14 protein-coding genes and 1 pseudogene are annotated in these 19,412 nt (G+C 65.9%); 9 read left to right on the forward strand and 6 right to left on the reverse strand.

Annotated features, from left to right (window positions below):
- Positions 1 to 100: 100 nt before the first annotated feature.
- Positions 101 to 1,655 (reverse strand): annotated as a pseudogene (locus XCSCFBP4642_RS24475) (B12-binding domain-containing radical SAM protein).
- A 155-nt stretch (positions 1,656 to 1,810) separates the two neighbouring features.
- Here XCSCFBP4642_RS24475 and XCSCFBP4642_RS0109385 point away from each other — a divergent pair.
- Together XCSCFBP4642_RS0109385 and XCSCFBP4642_RS0109390 are read left to right on the forward strand one after the other, a co-directional pair.
- A complete protein-coding gene (locus tag XCSCFBP4642_RS0109385) occupies positions 1,811 to 2,866 on the forward strand; it encodes a phosphoenolpyruvate carboxykinase (ATP) (protein ID WP_029219558.1) in 1,056 nt (351 codons plus the stop codon).
- A gap of 58 nt (positions 2,867 to 2,924) precedes the next feature.
- Positions 2,925 to 4,649 carry an ATP-binding cassette domain-containing protein gene (locus XCSCFBP4642_RS0109390; protein WP_029219559.1) on the forward strand — a complete coding sequence of 575 codons (1,725 nt, stop codon included), beginning with the start codon at positions 2,925 to 2,927 and terminating at the stop codon, positions 4,647 to 4,649.
- A gap of 24 nt (positions 4,650 to 4,673) precedes the next feature.
- Here the strand turns inward: XCSCFBP4642_RS0109390 and XCSCFBP4642_RS0109395 are convergent, their stop codons facing one another.
- Positions 4,674 to 6,077, reverse strand: coding sequence for an MFS transporter (locus XCSCFBP4642_RS0109395; protein ID WP_425480188.1), 1,404 nt, complete (start codon positions 6,075 to 6,077; stop codon positions 4,674 to 4,676).
- 286 nt (positions 6,078 to 6,363) lie between these two features.
- Between XCSCFBP4642_RS0109395 and XCSCFBP4642_RS0109400 the strand changes: the two genes are divergently transcribed.
- Positions 6,364 to 7,365, forward strand: a complete 1,002-nt coding sequence (locus XCSCFBP4642_RS0109400; RefSeq protein ID WP_029219561.1) for an LLM class flavin-dependent oxidoreductase — start codon at positions 6,364 to 6,366, stop codon at positions 7,363 to 7,365.
- Between the two features lie 59 nt (positions 7,366 to 7,424).
- Positions 7,425 to 7,925 (forward strand): pyridoxamine 5'-phosphate oxidase family protein, encoded by a 501-nt coding sequence (locus tag XCSCFBP4642_RS0109405; protein ID WP_029219562.1) that lies wholly within the window; start codon positions 7,425 to 7,427, stop codon positions 7,923 to 7,925.
- A 336-nt stretch (positions 7,926 to 8,261) separates the two neighbouring features.
- On the opposite strand, the gene XCSCFBP4642_RS24480 is transcribed toward XCSCFBP4642_RS0109405, so the two are convergent.
- Positions 8,262 to 8,912: an exopolysaccharide biosynthesis protein gene (locus XCSCFBP4642_RS24480; protein ID WP_033898202.1), complete on the reverse strand. Its 651-nt coding sequence runs from the start codon at positions 8,910 to 8,912 to the stop codon at positions 8,262 to 8,264.
- Positions 8,896 to 10,236 (reverse strand): hemolysin family protein, encoded by a 1,341-nt coding sequence (locus XCSCFBP4642_RS0109415; RefSeq protein ID WP_029219563.1) that lies wholly within the window; start codon positions 10,234 to 10,236, stop codon positions 8,896 to 8,898. The genes XCSCFBP4642_RS24480 and XCSCFBP4642_RS0109415 overlap by 17 nt, the downstream gene beginning before the upstream one ends.
- 272 nt (positions 10,237 to 10,508) lie before the next feature.
- Between XCSCFBP4642_RS0109415 and XCSCFBP4642_RS0109420 the strand changes: the two genes are divergently transcribed.
- From XCSCFBP4642_RS0109420 to XCSCFBP4642_RS0109430, 3 genes are all read left to right on the forward strand, one after another.
- Positions 10,509 to 11,135 (forward strand): DUF47 domain-containing protein, encoded by a 627-nt coding sequence (locus tag XCSCFBP4642_RS0109420; protein WP_029219564.1) that lies wholly within the window; start codon positions 10,509 to 10,511, stop codon positions 11,133 to 11,135.
- Between the two features lie 9 nt (positions 11,136 to 11,144).
- Positions 11,145 to 12,272 carry an inorganic phosphate transporter gene (locus XCSCFBP4642_RS0109425; protein ID WP_029219565.1) on the forward strand — a complete coding sequence of 376 codons (1,128 nt, stop codon included), beginning with the start codon at positions 11,145 to 11,147 and terminating at the stop codon, positions 12,270 to 12,272.
- Between the two features lie 107 nt (positions 12,273 to 12,379).
- On the forward strand, positions 12,380 to 13,141 hold the full coding sequence (locus XCSCFBP4642_RS0109430; RefSeq protein ID WP_029219566.1) for a YdcF family protein: 762 nt from the start codon (positions 12,380 to 12,382) through the stop codon (positions 13,139 to 13,141).
- A gap of 58 nt (positions 13,142 to 13,199) precedes the next feature.
- Here XCSCFBP4642_RS0109430 and XCSCFBP4642_RS0109435 read toward each other — a convergent pair whose 3' ends face one another.
- Entirely contained in the window at positions 13,200 to 14,711 is a 1,512-nt protein-coding gene (locus XCSCFBP4642_RS0109435) for a S10 family peptidase (RefSeq protein ID WP_029219567.1), read from the reverse strand.
- A gap of 489 nt (positions 14,712 to 15,200) precedes the next feature.
- Complete coding sequence (gene parE / locus XCSCFBP4642_RS0109440; RefSeq protein WP_029219568.1) at positions 15,201 to 17,090, reverse strand: DNA topoisomerase IV subunit B; 1,890 nt, start codon at positions 17,088 to 17,090, stop codon at positions 15,201 to 15,203.
- A 162-nt stretch (positions 17,091 to 17,252) separates the two neighbouring features.
- Between parE and XCSCFBP4642_RS0109445 the strand changes: the two genes are divergently transcribed.
- Together XCSCFBP4642_RS0109445 and pyrG are read left to right on the forward strand one after the other, a co-directional pair.
- Positions 17,253 to 17,495, forward strand: a complete 243-nt coding sequence (locus XCSCFBP4642_RS0109445; protein ID WP_029219569.1) for a hypothetical protein — start codon at positions 17,253 to 17,255, stop codon at positions 17,493 to 17,495.
- Between the two features lie 170 nt (positions 17,496 to 17,665).
- Positions 17,666 to 19,330 (forward strand): CTP synthase, encoded by a 1,665-nt coding sequence (gene pyrG / locus XCSCFBP4642_RS0109450; RefSeq protein WP_029219570.1) that lies wholly within the window; start codon positions 17,666 to 17,668, stop codon positions 19,328 to 19,330.
- The last annotated feature ends 82 nt before the right edge of the window (positions 19,331 to 19,412 follow it).

The following is a 19,412-nucleotide window of genomic DNA, read 5'->3' on the forward strand; positions in this document are numbered from 1 at the left end:
TCGGGCGCGTCGAGCGCGTTGGCACTCCTGCTCGGTCGCGCGAGCGATGGTGTGAATGCGCACCCGGCTATTTCGCGTCCACCGGCAAGTGCATGAATCGCTAGCCCACCAGCACCGTGGCCAGCTGCCGGGGTGGCCGTGCGGCCAGGGTGGCCAGCGGCTCGGTACGGTGCAGCTGTTCGGAGGCGATCAAGGCGGACCAGCGCGCTTCCAGCTGCTCGGAGGCCTGCGCAACGGCATCGGCCGTCATCGTGCTTCGTGCCTGCTGCAGGTCCACCTGGGTGTGCAACAGATCGCGCACGCTGCGGTAGAACTCCGAGTCGTAGGCGCCATGGAACATCATCGCCAGGTCGTCGCTATCCTGCCAATGCGTCTTGCCGCCGAGCTGGTTCTTCACTTCTTCGTAGAACTTGGTGCCCGGCAGCGGATAGGATACGCTGACGCCGATGATGTCCGGATTGGCCTGGGTCACCAGTGCACGCGTGGCCAGGATGTCGTCGAGTTCTTCGCCCAGATAGCCCAGCTGGATGAAGAAGCCTACGCGGATTCCGTGCGCGCCCAGGCGCTGGCGGGCGGCGATCACCTCGGTTACCTCGGTGCCCTTGGTCATCCTGTCGAGGATGCGCTGGCTGCCGCTTTCCGCACCGATCCAGGCCTCCGCACATCCGGCGCGCGCCAGTGCCGCGGCCATGCGCTCGCTGGCCAGATCCGCGCGGGTCTGGATGGTGAATGGAATGGCGCCGTCGGCCTCGCTCAAACGCTGCGCAAACGCCTCCACCCAGTCGATATGGAAGCCGAAGATGTCGTCGGCCATCCACAGGTGATCGGGCTGGAAGTTGCGTTTGAGATGGATCATCTCGGCAGCCACGTCCTCGGCGTCGCGACGCTTGTAGTGGTTGCCCCAGATCGGCTTGGCGCACCAGTTGCAGCGGAACGGACAACCGCGCGAGGCGGCCATGTTCAGGCTGAAATAGCCATGTCGCTTCCGCCAGAAGCGCTGGTAGCGCGGCATGTCGACCAGGTCCCAGGCAGGCAGGCCGCTCAGGCGCGCGTCCGGTGGCTGTGCACCCGGATGCGCGCGTACCGCTGCCGGATCGCTGGTGGCAATGCGTGCGACACCGGACAACCAGGCCTGCATGTCGATCTGCGGATTGCGTTCGACCCGCTCGATCAACTCGATCAACGGTGCGATGCCTTCGCCGATCAATACCGCATGCGCACCGGCGGCCAGAAATGCGTCCGGGTTGTCGGACGCATCCGAGCCCGCCACCAACACCCGGCAGCCGGCCGCGCGCGCCTGTCCGATCATGCGGCACGCCGCCTCGCGCATGCGGCTCAGGCACATCTTGGTGAGGAAGTTGAAGTTGTCCTCATAGAACACCACCAACTCCGGTTGCGCATCGTGCAGCGCGCCGGCGTAGTCCTCGACATCGTCGGCCAGCATGGCGTCGAACAGGCTCAGGACATGCCCGCGTTCGCGCAGCAATGCCGCGATCTGCAAGGTGGCCAGCGGGGGGTACGGCTTGCCGCGTTCCCATTGCTTGGGGTCGTAACGCAGGAAATACGAATGACTGACCTGGATCTTTAGCATCTGCACAAGGCTCTCGTTCTGTCGCCAGGTGGCGCGCAGCGGCGGCGTGCGCAGACACCGGCATTCGGCTCGGCAGTAGGTGCGCGCACAGGCGTCTTTGGTTGCGCTGCTGCGCTGCGTGAAATGGCAACCGATGACGCCTGTTCAGCGCGTACAGCGATGCAACCTTTGCGCGCGCAGTCGGCACACACCGGCTGATCGATGCATTGGATGACAGGCATGCCGCAGTCGGCTGCGTTGGCGCAATACCAGCCGCTGGAAGAGCGCGCACGCGACGCGGCCAAGGCCGCCGTGGCGGCGGACCCGTTCGGCGAACAGCGCGTGCGTGCCTTCAGCGTGCAGCGGCAGATTCTTGGTGCGCTGTTCCATTTCCACAGCGATAGCCCGGCGCTGCTGGCCCTGGTCGATGCCGCCTATGCCGGCTTGCCGGCACATCACCTACCGGGTGCGCTGCAGTTCCACATCACCCTGGATCTGCTGCCGGACGCGCACGGCAGCGTGGTCGCCGAGCCGCCGCCGGTGCGCACGCATGCAGTGGGCGGCCTGGTCTGTGGCGTGATGGATGCTTGCAACTACCTGATGCTGTCGATCCCGGAGCGCCGCGCCATGCTGGTGGTCTCGGAGGACATGCTGGCGCATGCGTACCACGTGCGCTACGAGCTGATCGAGTTTGCGGTGTTCCTGCTGGCAGCGCGTGGCATGGGGCTGGTGCCGCTGCACGGCGCCTGCGTGGGCCGGCGCGGCCGCAGCGTGCTGCTGCTCGGCGCCAGCGGCGCGGGTAAATCCACGCTGGCGCTGCACAGCCTGCTGCACGGGCTGGAGTTCATCGCCGAAGACGGCGTATTCGTGGCGCCGGACAGCCTGCTGACCACCGGCGTTGCCAACTTCCTGCATCTGCGGCCCGAGGTCTTGGGCCTGGTCGATGCGCCCACCCGCGCATGGATCACTGCCTCGCCGATCATTCGTCGCCGCAGTGGCGTGGAAAAGTTCGAAGTCGACATCCGTCACGGCCATGCCACGCTTGCGCCCACGCCCCTGCAGCTGAGTGCCGTGGTGATGCTGTCCAAGCAGCCGGCCAGCACATCGGGCAACGGACTGATGCCCGTGCCAGCCGCGCAGATAGCGCAGTGCCTGCAGCGCGACCAGCCCTATGCCGCCGGCCAGCCGGGGTGGCAACGCTTCGTGGCGCAGGTGCAGCGCATCGGCATGTTCACCCTGCACCGTGGCGCGCACCCGCAGGCTTCGCTGGACGCCTTGCTGCAGGTGCTGCGGTGAGGCCGCTGCGCGAGCGGCAGCAGGCGCGGGTCGGCACTGCAGGCGATGTGCGCGGCTGATGTTTCGGCACGCACGCAATCGGATCCGGGCGGTGCTGCATGGCTTCGTCGACACGCTGGTGCCGGCGGACCGGCCGGCCGTCGCGCTGTACGTGGCATTGTCGCTGGCGGCCGCATGCATCGGCAGCCTCGTGGCGGTGTGTCTGTTGCCGTTGGTGCAACCCGGCCACAGCGTGCAGCTGGCCGGTTATCGGCTGGCCGTGCCCGGGGGACTGCCGGTGCAGGCAGGCGTGTTTGTAGTCGTCAGCGCGCTGTTCGCGCTGTTGCGTTGGCACGGCGCGCGGCTGGCCGCACGCCTGACCAGCCGGTATGCGCTGGGCCTGCGCCGGCGCGTGCATGCGGCGCTGATGGATGCGCCGCTGCCGGCCTTGTCGGGCGCCAGTTCGGCGGAAATCGCCAATGTGCTGACCTACAATATCGAAATCGCAACACAGGGGTTCAGCGCGGTCTTGCAACTGCTGGTGGCCGGCATCACCGCGCTGGTCAGCGTGTGCGTGGCGGTGTCGATCGTGCCTGCGTTGCTGCTTGCGACACCGCTGCTCGCGCTGCTGGCATGGCTGGGGCTGCGCATCTCCAGCAGCGATGTGCAGGCGCGCATCAGCCGCGACTACGTCGCCGACATGACCCAGCTGTTCTGGTTGAGCGAGGACTTCCCGCGCCGCCTGCGCCATGTGCGCTCGTTTGAGCGCGAAGCGGTGGAAACCCGGCAGTACGAGCACATGTCCACCCGCCTGGGACGCGGATACGCGCAGCAGCAGGAACTGGTGGCCGCCAGCCGCCTGGTGCTGGAGCTCACCGCGGTGGCTGCCATTGCCGGCATCCTGGTGCTCGCCAACCTGTGGCAGGGCGCCGACCGCGCGGCGCTGATCACGGTCGGTCTGTTGCTTGGCCGCCTGCTGCCGTATCTGGTCACCACGCGGCAGAGCGTGCAGCAGCTGCGCTCAGCCTGGCCGGCCCTGCAGCTGTGGCGGCGCTACGTGGATCTGGGCACGCCAGGTGCGCCTGCATCGAATGCGGCTGCCGAACGGCTGCCGGCCGTGCTGCATCTGGAGCGCATCGATCTGGCACCGCCGCTGCCCGCGCTTGCGATCGACGGCTTGCTGCTGGTGGCGGGGGAGATGACCTTGGTGGTCGGCCCATCCGGTATCGGCAAGAGCAGTCTGATGGACGTGCTGTCAGGGCAAACGCCGCCGCTGCTGTTCGAGGCGCATATGAGCGGGCGTCGGCTGGATTTTGCCGCCTATCGACAGCTGATCCGCCATAGCGCCTACGTCAGTCAGGCCGTGCGCCCCTGGCAATGCAACGTGCGCGAGTGCCTGGACTGGGCGCTGCCGGGGACGCCCGATGACCGCATGTGGGACGTGCTGTGCGATGTCGGCCTGGGCGCACGGCTGCAACGCGAGGGGCAGGGCCTGGACACCGTCATCAATGGGCAGGAGGGCCGCCTGTCCGGCGGTGAGTTGCAACGCCTGCTGCTGGCGCAGGTGTTGCTGCGCGCCCCGACCCTGGCGGTGCTGGACGAGGCCACCAGCGCCCTCGATGCGGACGCCGAACAGCAGGTACTGGTGACCCTGCGGCAGCGGTTGCCGCAGACCGCCTTGGTGGTGGTGTCGCACCGCACCAGTCTGGCCGCGGTGGCCGATCGCACCGTTGCGCTGGGCGGCGCAGCGGTCGCGCAGGCGCAGGGCAGGGTCACGGCCATGGCGACCCGCCGCGGCGCCTGATCGCGCCGCCTCTCCATACAGCGCTCAGCCGGCGATCTCTTCCAGCGCGAGATTGCGTGTCCGCGGCCCGAACACCGCGATCACGCTCGCCACGATCGACATGCTGATCACGATGAAGCTCAGCACGCCGTGGCTGCCGACCTGGGTGAGCAGCCAGCCGATCAGCACACTGCTCACCGCCGTCGACAAGCGGCTGAACGAGTAGCAGAACCCGACTGCCCGCGCGCGCAGGCCGGTGGGAAACAGCTCGGCCTGGTAGCCATGGTAGGCAAAGCTCATCCAGGCATTGCAGAACGCAATCATCGCGCCGCACGCCACCATGCCAGCAGCCTGGTGCTGCAGCGAAAACAGCACGCCCAACAGCACCGCGCCCAGCGCCGATGCGGTGATCTGCCATTTGTTTTCCCAGCGCTGCGCAAAGCGCAGTAACAGCAGTGGCGCCAGCGGGTAGGCCAGCGAGATCGCAAACGCATAGGCCAGGCTCTTGGTCACCCCGGTGCCCTGCGCGGCGATCAGGGCCGGCAGCCAGTTGCCGAAGCCGAAGAAGCCGATCGCCTGAAAGACATGGAACACCACCAGCATGCCGATACGCCCGCGATACGGCGCGCGCCATAGCAGCGACACCTGCGCCTGGGCGGCAGGCAGCGCATCGGGCGCCTGCGGCTTCGGCAATGGCGCACCCAGGTCGCGCTCGCAGCGTGCCTCCAGTTGCGCCAGCACCGCATCGGCCTCGGTGTCACGGCCCTGGGTGGCAAGCCAGCGGGCCGATTCCGGCAGGCGGCTGCGCAACCACCAGATCGCCAGCGCGAACACGCCGCTCAGCAGCACCACCCAGCGCCAGCCGCTGACGCCCAGTGGCGCGTGTGGCACCAGCAGCCATGCACTCAGCGCCACTGTCGGCACCGCCAGGAACTGCACGAAGAACGCAAACGCGAACGCCGCACCGCGCATATGCCGGGGTACCAGTTCGGACAGATAGGTGTCGATGGTCACCAGCTCGATGCCCAACCCGATGCCGACCACAAAGCGCAGCACGATCACGCCGGTGGCCGTACTCTGCAGCCCCATCGCCACGGTAGCCGCGGTGTACCAGACCAGGGCGAAGGTGAACACCAGGCGTCGACCGAAGCGATCGGCGAACGGGCTCAGGAGTGCGGCGCCCACGAACAGCCCCAGAAAGGTGGCTGCGGCGAATGCGGCCTGATCGGACATGCCGAATGCGCCATCGCTGCCCTGGGCAAAGATGCCGTCGGCGATCAAGCCCGGACTGATGTAGGCGGTCTGGAACAGGTCGTACAGCTCGAAGAAGCCGCCCAGCGCCAGCAGGGCGACCAGCCGCCACAAGGTGGCGCTGGCGGGCAGGCGATCGATACGCGCGGCAATCCGTGCAACGTCGGCACTGCGCGCGGATGCAGCAGGGGAGGTCATGGTCATACCGTGCAGCCAGGTGAACGCCATCATAGCCAGCGGCCGCTCGCCACCCGGCAGGTGCTTCGTCGGGCGCTCGACGCGTTCGTCTCCGCGTGCGTACCGGCCGGCAGCAAGGGACATCGGCGCGTTCGACTTCCACCCGTACACGGCCGAGGTCGCTGGCTGGCCGCCGCGCTGTTTGATGGCTGGAATGCTGTAATCCTGCCCGGCGGCGGCAAGGCGACTGGCAAAGCCGCCGGTCAGCCCCATCTCTGGCATATCGTCTTTGATCCGGAGTCATTCCATGACCCCCATTTCCGTACTCGATCTGGCGCCGGTCTGCGAAGGCAGCGACACCACCCACGCCTTTACCAACATGCTGGATCTGGCGCAGCACGCCGAGCGTTGGGGCTACCAGCGCTACTGGCTGGCCGAACACCACAACATGCCGGGTATCGCCAGCGCCGCCACTGCGGTGCTGATCGGCCACGTGGCCGGCGGCACCACGACCATTCGCGTCGGCGCCGGCGGCATCATGCTGCCCAACCACGCACCGCTGCAGGTGGCCGAGCAGTTCGGCACGCTGGCCTCGCTGTATCCGCAGCGCATCGACCTGGGCCTGGGGCGCGCCCCAGGCACCGACCAGCCCACCGCACGCGCGCTGCGTCGTTATTTCGACAGCGCCGACCAGTTCCCGCAGGACGTTGCCGAGCTGCTGCGCTACTTCGCGCCGGCGGTGCCGGGGCAGCTGGTGCAGGCCGTCCCCGGTGCCGGCCTCAACCTCCCGGTGTGGCTGCTGGGGTCGAGCCTGTTCAGTGCGCGGCTGGCGGCGGCCATGGGCTTGTCGTTCGCCTTCGCCTCGCATTTCGCGCCCGAGGCGATGGATGAAGCGGTGGCGATCTATCGCCGCCACTTCCGCCCGTCCGCGCAGTTGGCCAAGCCGCACGTCATGCTGGCCTTGAACGTGGTGGCCGCCGAAACGCAGGCGCAGGCACGCCGGCTGTTCACCACCCAGCAGCAGAGCTTCGTCAATCTGCGGCGCGGCAAGCCGGGCAAGATTCCAGCGCCGATCGACGACATCGACAGTTTCTGGCAGCCGCACGAGCGCGCCGGAGTGGAGCGCGCGCTTGCCTGCACGGTGCTGGGCGACGCCGAGCAGGTGGCGCAGGGCGTGGCGACCTTCATCGAGCGGCATGCGCCCGATGAGTTGCTGTTCACCGCCAACATCTACGAGCACAGCGCGCGTTTGCGCTCGTTCGAAATTGCCGCCGCCGCGGTGCGCGAGCTGAGCGTGACCACGGTGTGATTCACGTCGCTTTGCGCGTCAATCCGCTCAGATGCGTGCACATCCATTAGGAGGCACGCATGCAACTTCACGAACGCGGCCAGAGCATCAAGCAGCTGGCCGAATTGATCCGCGGGGTAGATATCGCCATGTTCACCACCGTCTCGGCCGACGGCAAGCTGGTGAGCCGCCCGTTGGGCACGCAGGAAGTGGAATTCGACGGCGACCTGTGGTTCGCCACCGCCGCCGACAGCCCGAAGGTGGCAGAAATCGCCGCCGATCCGCGCGTCAACGTGGCCTACGCTTCGGCATCGAAGAATACCTATGTGTCGGTGGCCGGCACCGCGCAGGTGGTGCACGACCGCGCCAAGATCGAGAAACTGTGGTCGCCGGCGATGAAGGTGTTTTTCCCCGGTGGCAAGGACGACCCAAGCTTGCGCCTGATCCATGTACGCGCCGAATCGGCCGAATACTGGGACGGCCCGAGCGGCCTGCTCGGCAAGGCGCTGTATTTCGTCATGACCGCCGTCACCGACGACCCCGGCAGCCTGTCCGACAACCGCGTGGTCGATCTGAAGTAAAGCCCCAATGGGCCACCGCTGGTAAATGCAGAATAGTCTGCTAGTGCAGCACAGCGCTTAAGTCCCTCTGCCTGCGCGATTGGCCCATCACCTCCGCGCACCTGGCCCCTCTCCCCGCGGGAGAGGGGTTGGGGTGAGGGTACGGCATCGTTGCGGGCGACGAACGGCTGCACTTTAAGACCGGCCAGTCCCGATGCAATGACCCGCACGCCTGTTCGTCGGCCCGGCGTACAGTTCGGCACCGGGTAATTCAAACACTCGCAGCGCCAAGATATGCGGAAGTAAAGACGCTACAACCCTGAGCCCCCTCCGGCCTTATCGCCAAGCTTCCGGCCACTATCCGCGAATCAGGTCCACCAGCTGATCCGAAGTCACGCCGAACACGGCCACCGAGATCAGCGCCGCCACCCAGCCTGCCAGCAGCAGCGCGCCGTCGCGTTCCAGCAAGGCCAACGCGAACAACAGCAGGATCAGCCCGAAGAGGTAGTTGGTGAACGGAATCGGCAGCGTCAGCAGGATGCCGACCAGCACCAGCAGCAGCCCGGTAAACACCTGTGCCGGCAGGCGATCCAGCAGCCCATGCAGGCGTGGCTTGAGCAGGCGGTCCAGCCGCCGCAGGGTGGGCGCAAGTTTGGCCACGAAGCGCTGGCTGGTACGCCGCCGCGGCCCGCGTTCGCCAATGAAGCCCGGCACCCACGGTTTGCGCAGGCAGCACATCATCTGCAGCCCGATCAGCACGGTCAGCGGGCCGCTGATGCCGCCGGCCACGCCGGGAATCGGAATGAACGAGGGCAGGATCGCCAAGAACAGGAACACGCCGAACGCGCTCTGCTGCAGGTCCGCCAAAATCTCGCGCACGCGCAGCACCTGCTCCGGGTCGCCATCGCTGAAGGCCGCCAGCAGGCTGCGGATGCCTTCGTTGCGATAGCGCATCTGCTCCTCGTCCGCATCCCCGGGCGGCGGCCCACCCTCAGCCGACGATGTCATCGCTGTCCTCGTCGCCGACCCGGCTCAGCAACAGCTTGTCCACGCGCGCGCCGTCCAGGTCCACGATCTCGATGCGCCATCCGGCCCAGTCGAAGAACTCGCCGGCCTGCGGAATACGCCCGAAATAATAGATGCACAGCCCGGCCAGCGTGTGGTAATCGCCATCCTCGGCGTCCGGCAATTCGGCGCCCAGCACTTCGCGCAGTTCTTCCACCGGCAGCGAGCCGTCGATCAGCAGCGACCCGTCGGCGCGCGTGACCACCAGCGCGTCCTCGTCGGTATTTTCGACAGCCTGCAGCCGCCCGACCACCGCGCCCATCAGGTCGCTGATGGTCACCAGCCCGCGGATCTCGCCGTATTCGTCCACCACCAGCGCCATCGACTGCTGTTCTTCGCGGAAGATCTCCAGCAGCTTCATCGCATGCGTGGATTCGGACACGAACAACGTGTCGCGCAGCGCCTGGAACAGGTGCGCGCCGTGCCCATCCAGACGCGTGACCAGCGATTTGACTTCCAGCACGCCGGCGATGTCCTGGTCGCTGCCGCGATACACCGGATAGCGGGAGAATTCGTGTTCGCGCATGACCGCCAAGTTGCGTTCCGGCTCGGCGTTGGCGTCCAGCCAGGCGATGCGGTTGCGCGGCGTCATCAGGCTGTCGGCGGTGCGGTCGCCCAGCCGCATCACGCGGTTCATCATGTCGCGCTCGTGCGCGTCGATCACCCCGGCCTCGTGGCTTTCGGCCACCAGCATGCGGATCTCTTCTTCGGTCACCGAAGCCGATTCGTCCTTGCCCATGCCCAGCAGACGCAGCACCAGCCGGGTGGAGCGCGCCAGCACCCACACGCCGGGCGCGGCGATCCTGGCCAGCCAGGCCATCGGCACCGCGACGACGCCTGCGATGTCCTCGGAATTGCGCAGGGCCAGTCGCTTGGGGACCAGTTCGCCGAAGATCAGCGTCAGGAAGGTAATCAGCGCCACCGCCAGCGTGCTGCCGATCACCACCGAATACGGGCGCGGCTTGCCGACCAGCTCGAAGGTGGCCGACAAGGCGGGGAACAGCCCCTGCAGCCAGTTGCTGATGGCCTCGCCGATCGCCTCGCCACCGAACACGCCGGTCAGGATGCCGATCAGGGTGATGCCGATCTGGACAGTGGACAGGAAGTTTTCCGGGCTTTCGGCCAGTGCCAGTGCGCGGGCGGCGCGCTTGCTGGAGCCGGCCATCTGCTTCAGCCGGCTCTTGCGCGAGGTCATCAACGACATTTCCGACATCGCGAAGAAGCCGTTCAGCAGGATCAGCGCGATGACGATCAGAAACTCAACCACGGGCGCAGTCCCCGGTCAATGAAGGGGAGGGCGGGGTTGCACTGCATTGGCCGGCGCGCACGGGGGCGGGGCGGCAAGCGGGGGGGATAGGGTCGTCTTCCATAGGGTGCGCCCGAAGGCGCGCAGGCATGGTAGCAAACCACAGGGTGGTTCGAGCCGGGAAATGCCGATGTGAAGGCCATCGGCGGCACCGATATACCCAGACAGGTCATGGAACGGTCATAATTCGCCCTTGGTGCCGTCCTCCCTCGACGGCAGGAAGTTCTCCACCCATGTTCTCGTTGCAGACCATCTTCGGTTCCGGCAAGCAGTTCTATTCGCTCCTGAACGAAGCGGCGCAGGCCGCCTACGACAGCACCAAGGCCTTGCATGCCATGATGCGCGAGTCCGATCGGCAGCCCGCGCTGGACGCCTTCAAGCTCGCCCGCCTGCGCGAACGCGCGGCCTCCGACAAGATCGGCCAGGCCCTGGTGGACAGTTTCATGACCCCGATCGAGCGCGAAGACATCGAAGCGCTGGGCTCGGCGTTGTACAAGATTCCCAAGCAGGTGGAGAAATTCGCCGACCGCTATTCGCTGGCGACCAAGCACCTGGAACACATCGACTTCGCCCCGCGCGCAGCGATGCTGGAACAGGCGGCCGCGGTGGTGGTGGAAATGGTCGACGACCTGCCGCGCATGAACATCGATCGCATGACCGCGCTCAACGACAAGCTGCGCATGCTCGAGAACGAGGCCGACCGGCTGATGCTCGAGCTGTACCGCGACATCTATTCCGGCCGCCTGGACACGCTGCAGATGTTCCTGCTCAAGGAGTTCTTCGAGATCCTGGAAAAAGCCATCGACCGTTGCCGCGAGGCGGGGGTGGTGGTGTACCAGATCGTGTTGAAGAACAGCTGAGGCCGCCGCGTGCTTACCCTTGTTCTGGTGGTGATCCTGGCCGCGTTGGTGTTCGAATTCATCAACGGCTTCCACGACACCGCCAATTCCATCGCCACCGTCGTCGCCACCAAGGTGCTCTCGCCGGGCTGGGCGGTGATGCTGGCGGCCGGCATGAACCTGATCGGCGCCCTCACCGGCACCGCAGTGGCGCTGACCATCGCTTCGGGTCTGCTCAACACCAATGTGGTGGACGTCACTCCGCAGGTGATCCTGTGCGCGCTGTTGGGCGGCATCATCTGGAACCTGATCACCTGGTGGAAGGGCCTGCCGTCGTCGTCCTCGCATGCGCTGATCGGTGGCCTGTGCGGCGCCGGCCTGGCCGCCGCGCACAACAACTGGGATGCGCTGATCTGGTCGGAGAACATCGGCAACTGGGCCAAGAACAAGGGATTGTTGTGGAAGGTGTTCGTGCCGATGATCACCTCGCCGATCGCCGGTTTCCTGCTCGGCATCGTGGTGATGGTGCTGCTGTGGGCGATCATCGCCGGCATGTCCAGGCTTGGCGGCCCGATCGGGCGCCTGGCACGCCCCCGCTGGGTCAACGCGTTCTTCGGCAAGGCGCAGATCGCCTCGGCCGCGTACATGGGCTACGCACACGGCCATAACGATGCGCAGAAGACCATGGGCATCATCGCCATGACCCTGATCGGCGCGCAGTCGGCCGGCGCGCTGGACAATCTGCCCGGCTGGCTGGCGTTCCTGCATCCGGGCACCGGGCTGGCGGCCGGCGATGGCATCCCGATGTGGATCGTGCTGACCTGCGCAGTGGTGATGGCGGCCGGTACTGCGTCCGGCGGCTGGAAGATCATCAAGACGCTTGGCCACAAGATGGTCAAGCTGCATCCCATCCATGGTTTTGCCGCCGAAACCAGCTCGGCCACCGTGCTGACCATGGCGGCGCATTTCGGCATGCCGGTCTCCACCACCCACAGCATCTCCACCGCCATCATGGGCGTGGGCTTTGCCAAGAACCCGCGTTCGCTGCGCCTGGGCGTGATCGAACGCATCGTCTGGGCGTGGATCCTCACCATCCCGGCTGCCGGCGGCGTGGCGTACCTGATCCTGCGCGCCTTCGAGCTGTTCGGCTGGACATGAGCGGTGTCGCGGTGCGGTCATGCACCGTGGGCACGCTGCGATGCCGTTACCGCGTAAACCCGCTACCGTCGGGTCTGCCCGCACGTTATGAATGAGATCCTTCCGCGATGATGCTGGCCCTGGTGTGCGTATTGTTCGGGTTCGCCTGGTTGATCGACCGCCGCGGATTGCGGCGCTTTTCCCGCGTGTTGGGTCTTACCAGTCTGTTGCTGGTGTTTGCGGTCGGTTGCGGCCCATTGCCTTCCTGGATGCTGCAACACCTGCAGCACACCGGGGTCAACGATTTCAACGCATGGGGCGCGCGCAACGTCATCGTGTTGCTGGGCGCCGGCACCGTGCGTCCGGAAGGGCGTGACGCGGTAGCCGAAGCCAACATGTTCGCCTACGGCCGCATCGTCGAGTCGGCGCGGCTGTATCAGAAATGCCGGCACAGCGGTGGCGATTGCAAGATCGAAATCAGCGGCGGCGATGCGCGCGGGCTGGGGTTATCCGAAGCAGTGGTGTATCAGCGCGTGTTGGTTGGCCTGGCGATTCCGCAGGCCGACTTGATCATGGAGCCCTCGAGCATGAACACCTGGCAGAATGCGCAGTTCAGCCAGCCCCTGCTGCGCGCGTACCGGCCCGATCGCATCGTGCTGGTGTCATCGGCCACCCATCTGCGCCGCGCCGAACTGTACTTCCGCCATTTCGGCATCGATGCCACGCCGGTGCGCGCGGATTGGTTGACTGCCACTTGGTCGATCCTGCCGCAGAGCTACAACTTCACTCTGGCCGATGTGGCGCTGCACGAATATCTGGGCATTGCGCGCTATCAGCTCTACCAATGGATGGGCTGGAACGTAAAAGCAACCGCGCCTGGCGCAGTGTAGTCGCCACGCTATTTCGCTGATCATCGCCGGACGTTGAGATGCCCGGCGATGGACGCATTCAGCGCGTTTCGTACATCGCCTTGACGTCGTTGCGGAACGCACTCTGGCTGTCGGCGCGGTTGTAGAACATGTGGCCGCCCGGATATTCGCGTACCTGCACGCGTTTCGGGTCGCTGCCCATCGCCGGCATCTGATCCACCGTGAGCACCGAGCCCATGAACGGGCAGGAGAGGTCGTTCCAGCCGTGCGCGATCAATACGCGCAACTTCGGATCGATCGCCACCGACTGACGCAGTTGGGTCACCGCACCCTTGCGCAGTTCGTCGTTCCAGTCCCAGAGTTTGTTGACGTCGTAGTTGAGCGCGCGATATTGCGCATCGATTTTCCAACCGACCACGCGGGTGACGAAATCCACCATCGCAGTGGTGGTGGGAGCAATGATGCTGTCCAGCAGCGGGTCGTTGGCGCGTTGTTCGGCATCGTTGGGAAACGGGTCGAAGGCGGTGACGTTGGAGTCGTAACGGCTACCCAATTCGCCCTTGTCGCGAAACACCTCGCGCAGATACGCCTGGGTTTCCAGGCGTCCGCCGGAGCGGCGCACATAGGCCGGGTCCAGCCCGGTCATGCGGGTGACCTGCTGCAACATCGCCTCATGCGCCTGCGGGTCGGTACGTCCTTTCATCAGCGCCACCGCGTAATCGCCGCGGGTGTAGTCGATCACCTGGCGCATCGCGCTGTCGCTGAGCTGGCCCTGGCGCTCCAGGTGCGCGGCGGCGATCGAGGGCAGTGTCAGCATCCATGCCAGCGGTGAGACATCGCCGTTGTCGTCCAGGGTCGGGTTGAGATACGGCGACACCAGCACCACGCCGTTCATCGCCACGCCCAGCCGGGTCTGCAGGTAGTGGGTGATCCGCGGACCGCGGAAACCGCCATAGCTCTCGCCGACCAGATACTTGCGCGCCTGCAGGCGGCGGTTCTTGAGCAGCCAGTCGTAGATCACGCGCGAGAGATATTCCACATCCGCCTGCGGGTTGTAGAACTGCTTCTTGGCATCGTCGTCGCCGATCAATGCGCGACTGAAGCCGGTGCCCACCGGGTCGATGAACACCAGGTCGGTGAAATCCAGCCAGGTGCCCGGGTTGTCGCGCAGCGCGGCCGGTGCCGAGGCGCTGTCGCCTTCGGCGCCGAACGACACCACCTTTGGCCCGATCGCACCCAAATTCAGATACACCGACGCCGCGCCCGGGCCGCCATTCAATGCAAAGGTCACCGGGCGTTCCTTGCCGTCGACGGTGTAGGCGGTGAACACCACCTCGCCGGTGGTCTTGCCCTGCGCATCGCGCACCGGCAGGGTGCCGACGGTGGCGGTGTAACTCAGCGACCGGCCGGCCACGCGCGTGCTCTGACGCACGCTGACATCGGCCGGCAACGGTGCCTGTCTGGCGGCAGCGGCAGCGGCGCTGGCGTCGCGTTTTGCATCGCTTTTATCGGTTCGCTCTGGCGCATCGGCCAGAGCGGCCCCGCTGAGCAGGAAGCAGGCCAGCAAGCCGGCACGGAGAAAGGAGGGCATGGGCATCGGCGTCGGAGCAGGGGAGTGCCGATGCTAGGCTGCGGCAGCGCTCGGTGTAATGTGCAGGAAGGCATGGATGGCGCGTGGACCGATGCAGCATGCTTGTCTAGAGCCGGATGTGCTGCGGCAGGAAGCCGTCTGATCTGAACGGTCAGGTCTGCGCGGTCCGCTGAAACAAGCATCGACCTGCAAGAAAACCGATAAAGCTCCCTTCTCCCCTCGAGACATTGTCCTCCTTGATGGGGGAGAAGGTGCCCCGCAGGGGCGGATGAGGGTGCGACGCAGAGAGTCACCGGTTCCCGCAATGACAAACGCGTCGCCACGCGCCTTCAAAGGTGACGCACCCACTGCTTCGCCCCTCACCCCAACCCCCGCTCCGCGCCCCGGCCCGCGCTCGCAGCGCGGGCGCTCCAAGGCACGCGCGCCAGTGGCGCGCAACCCGTGCCTTCTCGCCCCGGCGGGAGAGGGGCTTTCAAAGCTTCCGGGTTTTCAAACTTCCAGCGACGCCAAATCGCCCTTGGTTTCCAGCCACTGCTTGCGGTCGCCCGCGCGCTTCTTGGCCAGCAGCATGTCCATCAACGAACGGGTCTGCTCGCCATCGTCGATGGTCAGCTGCACCAGCCGGCGCGTATCCGGGTGGATGGTGGATTCGCGCAGCTGCTGCGGATTCATTTCGCCCAGGCCCTTGAAGCGGGTCACGCTAATCTGGCCCTTCATCTTCTCGCGCGCGATCTTGTCCAGCAGCGTGGTCTTTTCTTCTTCGTCCAGCGCGTAGAACACCTGCTTGCCCACGTCCACGCGGAACAGCGGCGGCATCGCCACGAACACATGGCCGGCGGCTACCAGCGCGGGGAAATGCTGCAGGAACAGCGCCGTCAGCAGCGTGGCGATGTGCAGGCCATCGGAGTCCGCATCTGCCAGGATCACCACCTTGCCGTAGCGCAGCCCGGTGATGTCGTCCTTGCCCGGATCGCAGCCGATCGCGATCGCCAGGTTATGCACTTCTTCGGAGGCCAGCACGCTGCCGGAAGCCACTTCCCAGGTATTGAGGATCTTGCCACGCAGCGGCAGGATCGCCTGGAAGTCCTTGTCGCGCGCCTGCTTGGCCGAACCGCCGGCCGAATCGCCTTCCACCAGGAACAGCTCGGTGCGCGACAGGTCCTGGCTGATGCAGTCGGCCAGCTTGCCGGGAAGGGCCGGGCCCTGGGTGACCTTCTTGCGGATGATCTGCTTTTCGGTCTTCAGCCGTGCGCTGGCGCGGTCGATGGCGATCTGCGCGATCTTCTCGCCGATCTCCACGTTCTGGTTGAGATACAGGCTGAAGGCATCGTGCGCGGCGCCTTCGATGAAGCCGGCGGCCTGGCGCGAGGACAACCGCTCCTTGGTCTGCCCGGAGAACTGCGGGTCGGTCATCTTCAGGCTGAGCACGAAGGCGACCCGGTCCCAGACGTCTTCCGGCGCCAGCTTGACGCCGCGCGGCAGCAGATTGCGGAAATCGCAGAACTCGCGCAGCGCATCGGTCAGGCCCGAACGCAGGCCGTTGACGTGGGTGCCGTGCTGCGCGGTCGGAATCAGGTTGACGTAGCTTTCCTGCACCAACTCGCCTTCCGGCACCCAGGCCGCGGCCCAGTCCACGATCTCGGTGTCCTTCTTCAGGCTGCCCACGAACAGCTCGGCCGGCAGCAGTTCGTGCTCGGCCATCTCGCCTTTCAGGTAATCGCGCAGGCCGTTCTCGAAATACCAGCTGTCCTGCTCGCCGGTGGCTTCGTCGTGCAGCTTGACGGTCAGGCCGGGGCACAGCACGGCCTTGGCGCGCAGCAGGTGGCGCAGCGCACGCACATTGAATTTGGGCGTATCGAAATACTTCGGGTCGGCCCAGAAGCGCAGCCGCGTGCCGGTGTTCTTCTTGCCGACCGTGCCGACCACTTCGAGCTTGGAGGCGGCATTGCCGTCGCGGAACTCCATACGGTGCTCGCTGCCTTCGCGCTTGATGAACAGCTCGACCTTGGTCGAGAGCGCATTGACCACGCTCACGCCCACGCCGTGCAGGCCGCCGGAGAAGGTGTAGTTGCGATTGCTGAACTTGCCGCCGGCATGCAGGCGGGTCAGGATCAATTCGACACCTGGGATCTTCTCTTCCGGATGGATGTCCACCGGCATGCCGCGGCCGTCGTCGGACACCTCGCAGCTGCCATCCTTGTACAGGGTGACTTCGACCTGCTTGGCGTGGCCGGCGAGCGCCTCGTCGACGGAGTTGTCGATCACTTCCTGCGCCAGATGGTTCGGGCGCGCGGTGTCGGTGTACATGCCCGGGCGGCGTTTGACCGGGTCCAGACCCGACAGCACTTCAATATCGGCGGCGTTATAACGGGTGTTCATGCATCTCGTTGGCACGTGAAACGACGCGCAAGTGTGCGGGCTGGGGCGACTTTTTGCACGCGGCAGGCGTTCAGTGCAGGGCTGGGTGGGCTTGGCTACCCTGGCGTTGGTTTCGGAACCGAACGTCCCCACCTGAGGATGTGACCGAACCGGAGGACACTCATGACGTTCAAACATATTCTGATGCTCACCCTGGATGCGGCCGCCGTGGCGGCACTGCCGGCGCTGGCCCAGGCCGCCCCGCAGCAGACCGGGCAGGGCGCCACCGCGCAGAAGACCGACGACGCCAAGGCCAAGACCGACGCCGAGCGCAAGGCCGAGCGCCGTGCCGCTGCTGCCGCGCAGAAGCCCAAGGCCGACAGTGCTCCACGCGAGGAAGAGGAAGAAGAGAAGCCCGCGCGCTGAGTCTGCCCGCGTCGCTGCGCGACATGGACGCCCCGGCCTCGGCCGGGGCGTCTGCATTTGCGCAGCGGCACGGTCAAATGTCGAGCGCAGGAGGACCTCGTCACCACGCAACCCTTGGGCATTCGCCCGCCACCCGTTAAACTATGGCTTTCCGGGAGGCCTTGAGCCCCATGACTCCCCTGATTTTCGTAACAGGCGGTGTAGTGTCCTCGCTAGGCAAAGGCATCGCCGCTGCTTCGCTTGCGTCCATTCTTGAAGCGCGTGGCCTGAAGGTCACGATGATGAAGCTGGACCCATACATCAACGTGGACCCGGGCACGATGAGCCCGTTCCAGCATGGCGAGGTCTACGTCACCGACGACGGTGCCGAAACCGACCTGGACCTTGGCCACTACGAGCGCTACGTGCGCACGCGGCTGTCGCGCAAGAACTCGGTCACCACCGGGCGGATCTACGAGAACGTGATCCGCAAGGAGCGCCGCGGCGACTACCTGGGCGCCACCGTGCAGGTGATCCCGCATATCACCGACGAAATCCGCCGTTGCATCGATGAGGCCACGGCCGGCTTCGACGTGGCGCTGATCGAGATCGGCGGCACCGTCGGCGACATCGAATCGCTGCCGTTTCTGGAGGCAATCCGCCAGGTGCGCACCGAGCGCGGCGCCGAGAAGGCCATGTTCATGCACCTCACTCTGGTGCCGTACATCGCGGCAGCCGGTGAGCTGAAGACCAAACCCACCCAGCATTCGGTGAAGGAACTGCGCTCGATCGGTATCCAGCCGGACGTGCTGCTGTGCCGTTCCGAACAGGCGGTGCCGGATTCGGAGCGCCGCAAGATCGCGTTGTTCACCAACGTCTCCGAGCGCGCGGTGATCAGCTGCCCGGACATCGACGTACTGTATGGCATGCCGCTGGAACTGCTGCGCCAGGGTCTGGACGAACTGGTCATCGATCAGTTCAAGTTGCGCGACAAGGTGGCTGCGGCCGATCTGTCCGAATGGGCGGCGGTGGTGGATGCGGTCAAGCACCCGCTGGATGAAGTCACCATTGCGGTGGTCGGCAAGTATGTCGATCACCAGGATGCCTACAAGTCGGTGGCCGAAGCGCTGCGCCACGGCGGCCTGCGCCAGCGCACCAAGGTCAACCTCAAGTGGCTGGAAGCGCAGGACCTGGAAGGCAGCGATATGGCGGCCTTGCACGACATCGACGGCATTCTGGTGCCGGGCGGCTTTGGCGACCGCGGCTTCGAAGGCAAGGTGCTGACCTCCAAGTTTGCGCGTGAGCACAAGGTGCCGTACTTCGGCATCTGCTACGGCATGCAGGCCGCAGTGGTGGACTATGCCCGCCACGTCGCTGCGCTGGACGCGGCCAACAGCACCGAGAACGATCGCCTGTCGCCGCATCCGGTGATCGGCCTGATCACCGAGTGGCGCACCACCACCGGCGAAGTCGAAAAGCGCGACGAAAAGTCGGACCTGGGCGGCACCATGCGCCTGGGCCTGCAGGAGCAGCGCCTGAAGCCAGGCACGCTGGCGCGCGAGGTCTATGGCAAGGACGTGGTGGCCGAGCGTCACCGTCACCGCTACGAGTTCAACAACCGCTACCGCACCCAGCTGGAAGACGCTGGCCTGGTGATTTCCGGCAAGTCGATGGACGACACGCTGGTGGAAGTGGTGGAGCTGCCGCGCGATGCGCACCCGTGGTTTCTGGCCTGCCAGGCGCATCCGGAGTTCCTGTCCACGCCGCGCGACGGGCATCCGCTGTTCATCGGCTTCGTGCGCGCCGCGCGCGAGAAAAAGGCTGGCGGCAAGTTGCTCAAGGAAGCGCGTGCGTGAGCAGTCCCTTCTCCCCTTGGGAGAAGGTGCCCTGAAGGGTTGGATGAGGGTGCGCCGCAACGCACTGGAAGATGGCAGCCAT

It is taken from the genome of Xanthomonas cassavae CFBP 4642, assembly GCF_000454545.1.
In the GTDB taxonomy this organism is placed as follows: domain Bacteria; phylum Pseudomonadota; class Gammaproteobacteria; order Xanthomonadales; family Xanthomonadaceae; genus Xanthomonas; species Xanthomonas cassavae.

What these genes read in the sequence shown, in the direction of transcription:
- XCSCFBP4642_RS0109385 (WP_029219558.1), top strand. Translation starts at nt 1,811, where the DNA reads ATGCCGCAGTCGGCTGCGTTGGCGCAATACCAGCCGCTGGAAGAGCGC.
- XCSCFBP4642_RS0109390 (WP_029219559.1), top strand. Translation starts at nt 2,925, where the DNA reads ATGTTTCGGCACGCACGCAATCGGATCCGGGCGGTGCTGCATGGCTTC.
- XCSCFBP4642_RS0109395 (WP_425480188.1), bottom strand. Translation starts at nt 6,077, where the DNA reads ATGACCTCCCCTGCTGCATCCGCGCGCAGTGCCGACGTTGCACGGATT.
- XCSCFBP4642_RS0109400 (WP_029219561.1), top strand. Translation starts at nt 6,364, where the DNA reads ATGACCCCCATTTCCGTACTCGATCTGGCGCCGGTCTGCGAAGGCAGC.
- XCSCFBP4642_RS0109405 (WP_029219562.1), top strand. Translation starts at nt 7,425, where the DNA reads ATGCAACTTCACGAACGCGGCCAGAGCATCAAGCAGCTGGCCGAATTG.
- XCSCFBP4642_RS24480 (WP_033898202.1), bottom strand. Translation starts at nt 8,912, where the DNA reads ATGACATCGTCGGCTGAGGGTGGGCCGCCGCCCGGGGATGCGGACGAG.
- XCSCFBP4642_RS0109420 (WP_029219564.1), top strand. Translation starts at nt 10,509, where the DNA reads ATGTTCTCGTTGCAGACCATCTTCGGTTCCGGCAAGCAGTTCTATTCG.
- XCSCFBP4642_RS0109430 (WP_029219566.1), top strand. Translation starts at nt 12,380, where the DNA reads ATGATGCTGGCCCTGGTGTGCGTATTGTTCGGGTTCGCCTGGTTGATC.
- XCSCFBP4642_RS0109435 (WP_029219567.1), bottom strand. Translation starts at nt 14,711, where the DNA reads ATGCCCTCCTTTCTCCGTGCCGGCTTGCTGGCCTGCTTCCTGCTCAGC.
- parE (WP_029219568.1), bottom strand. Translation starts at nt 17,090, where the DNA reads ATGAACACCCGTTATAACGCCGCCGATATTGAAGTGCTGTCGGGTCTG.
- XCSCFBP4642_RS0109445 (WP_029219569.1), top strand. Translation starts at nt 17,253, where the DNA reads ATGACGTTCAAACATATTCTGATGCTCACCCTGGATGCGGCCGCCGTG.
- pyrG (WP_029219570.1), top strand. Translation starts at nt 17,666, where the DNA reads ATGACTCCCCTGATTTTCGTAACAGGCGGTGTAGTGTCCTCGCTAGGC.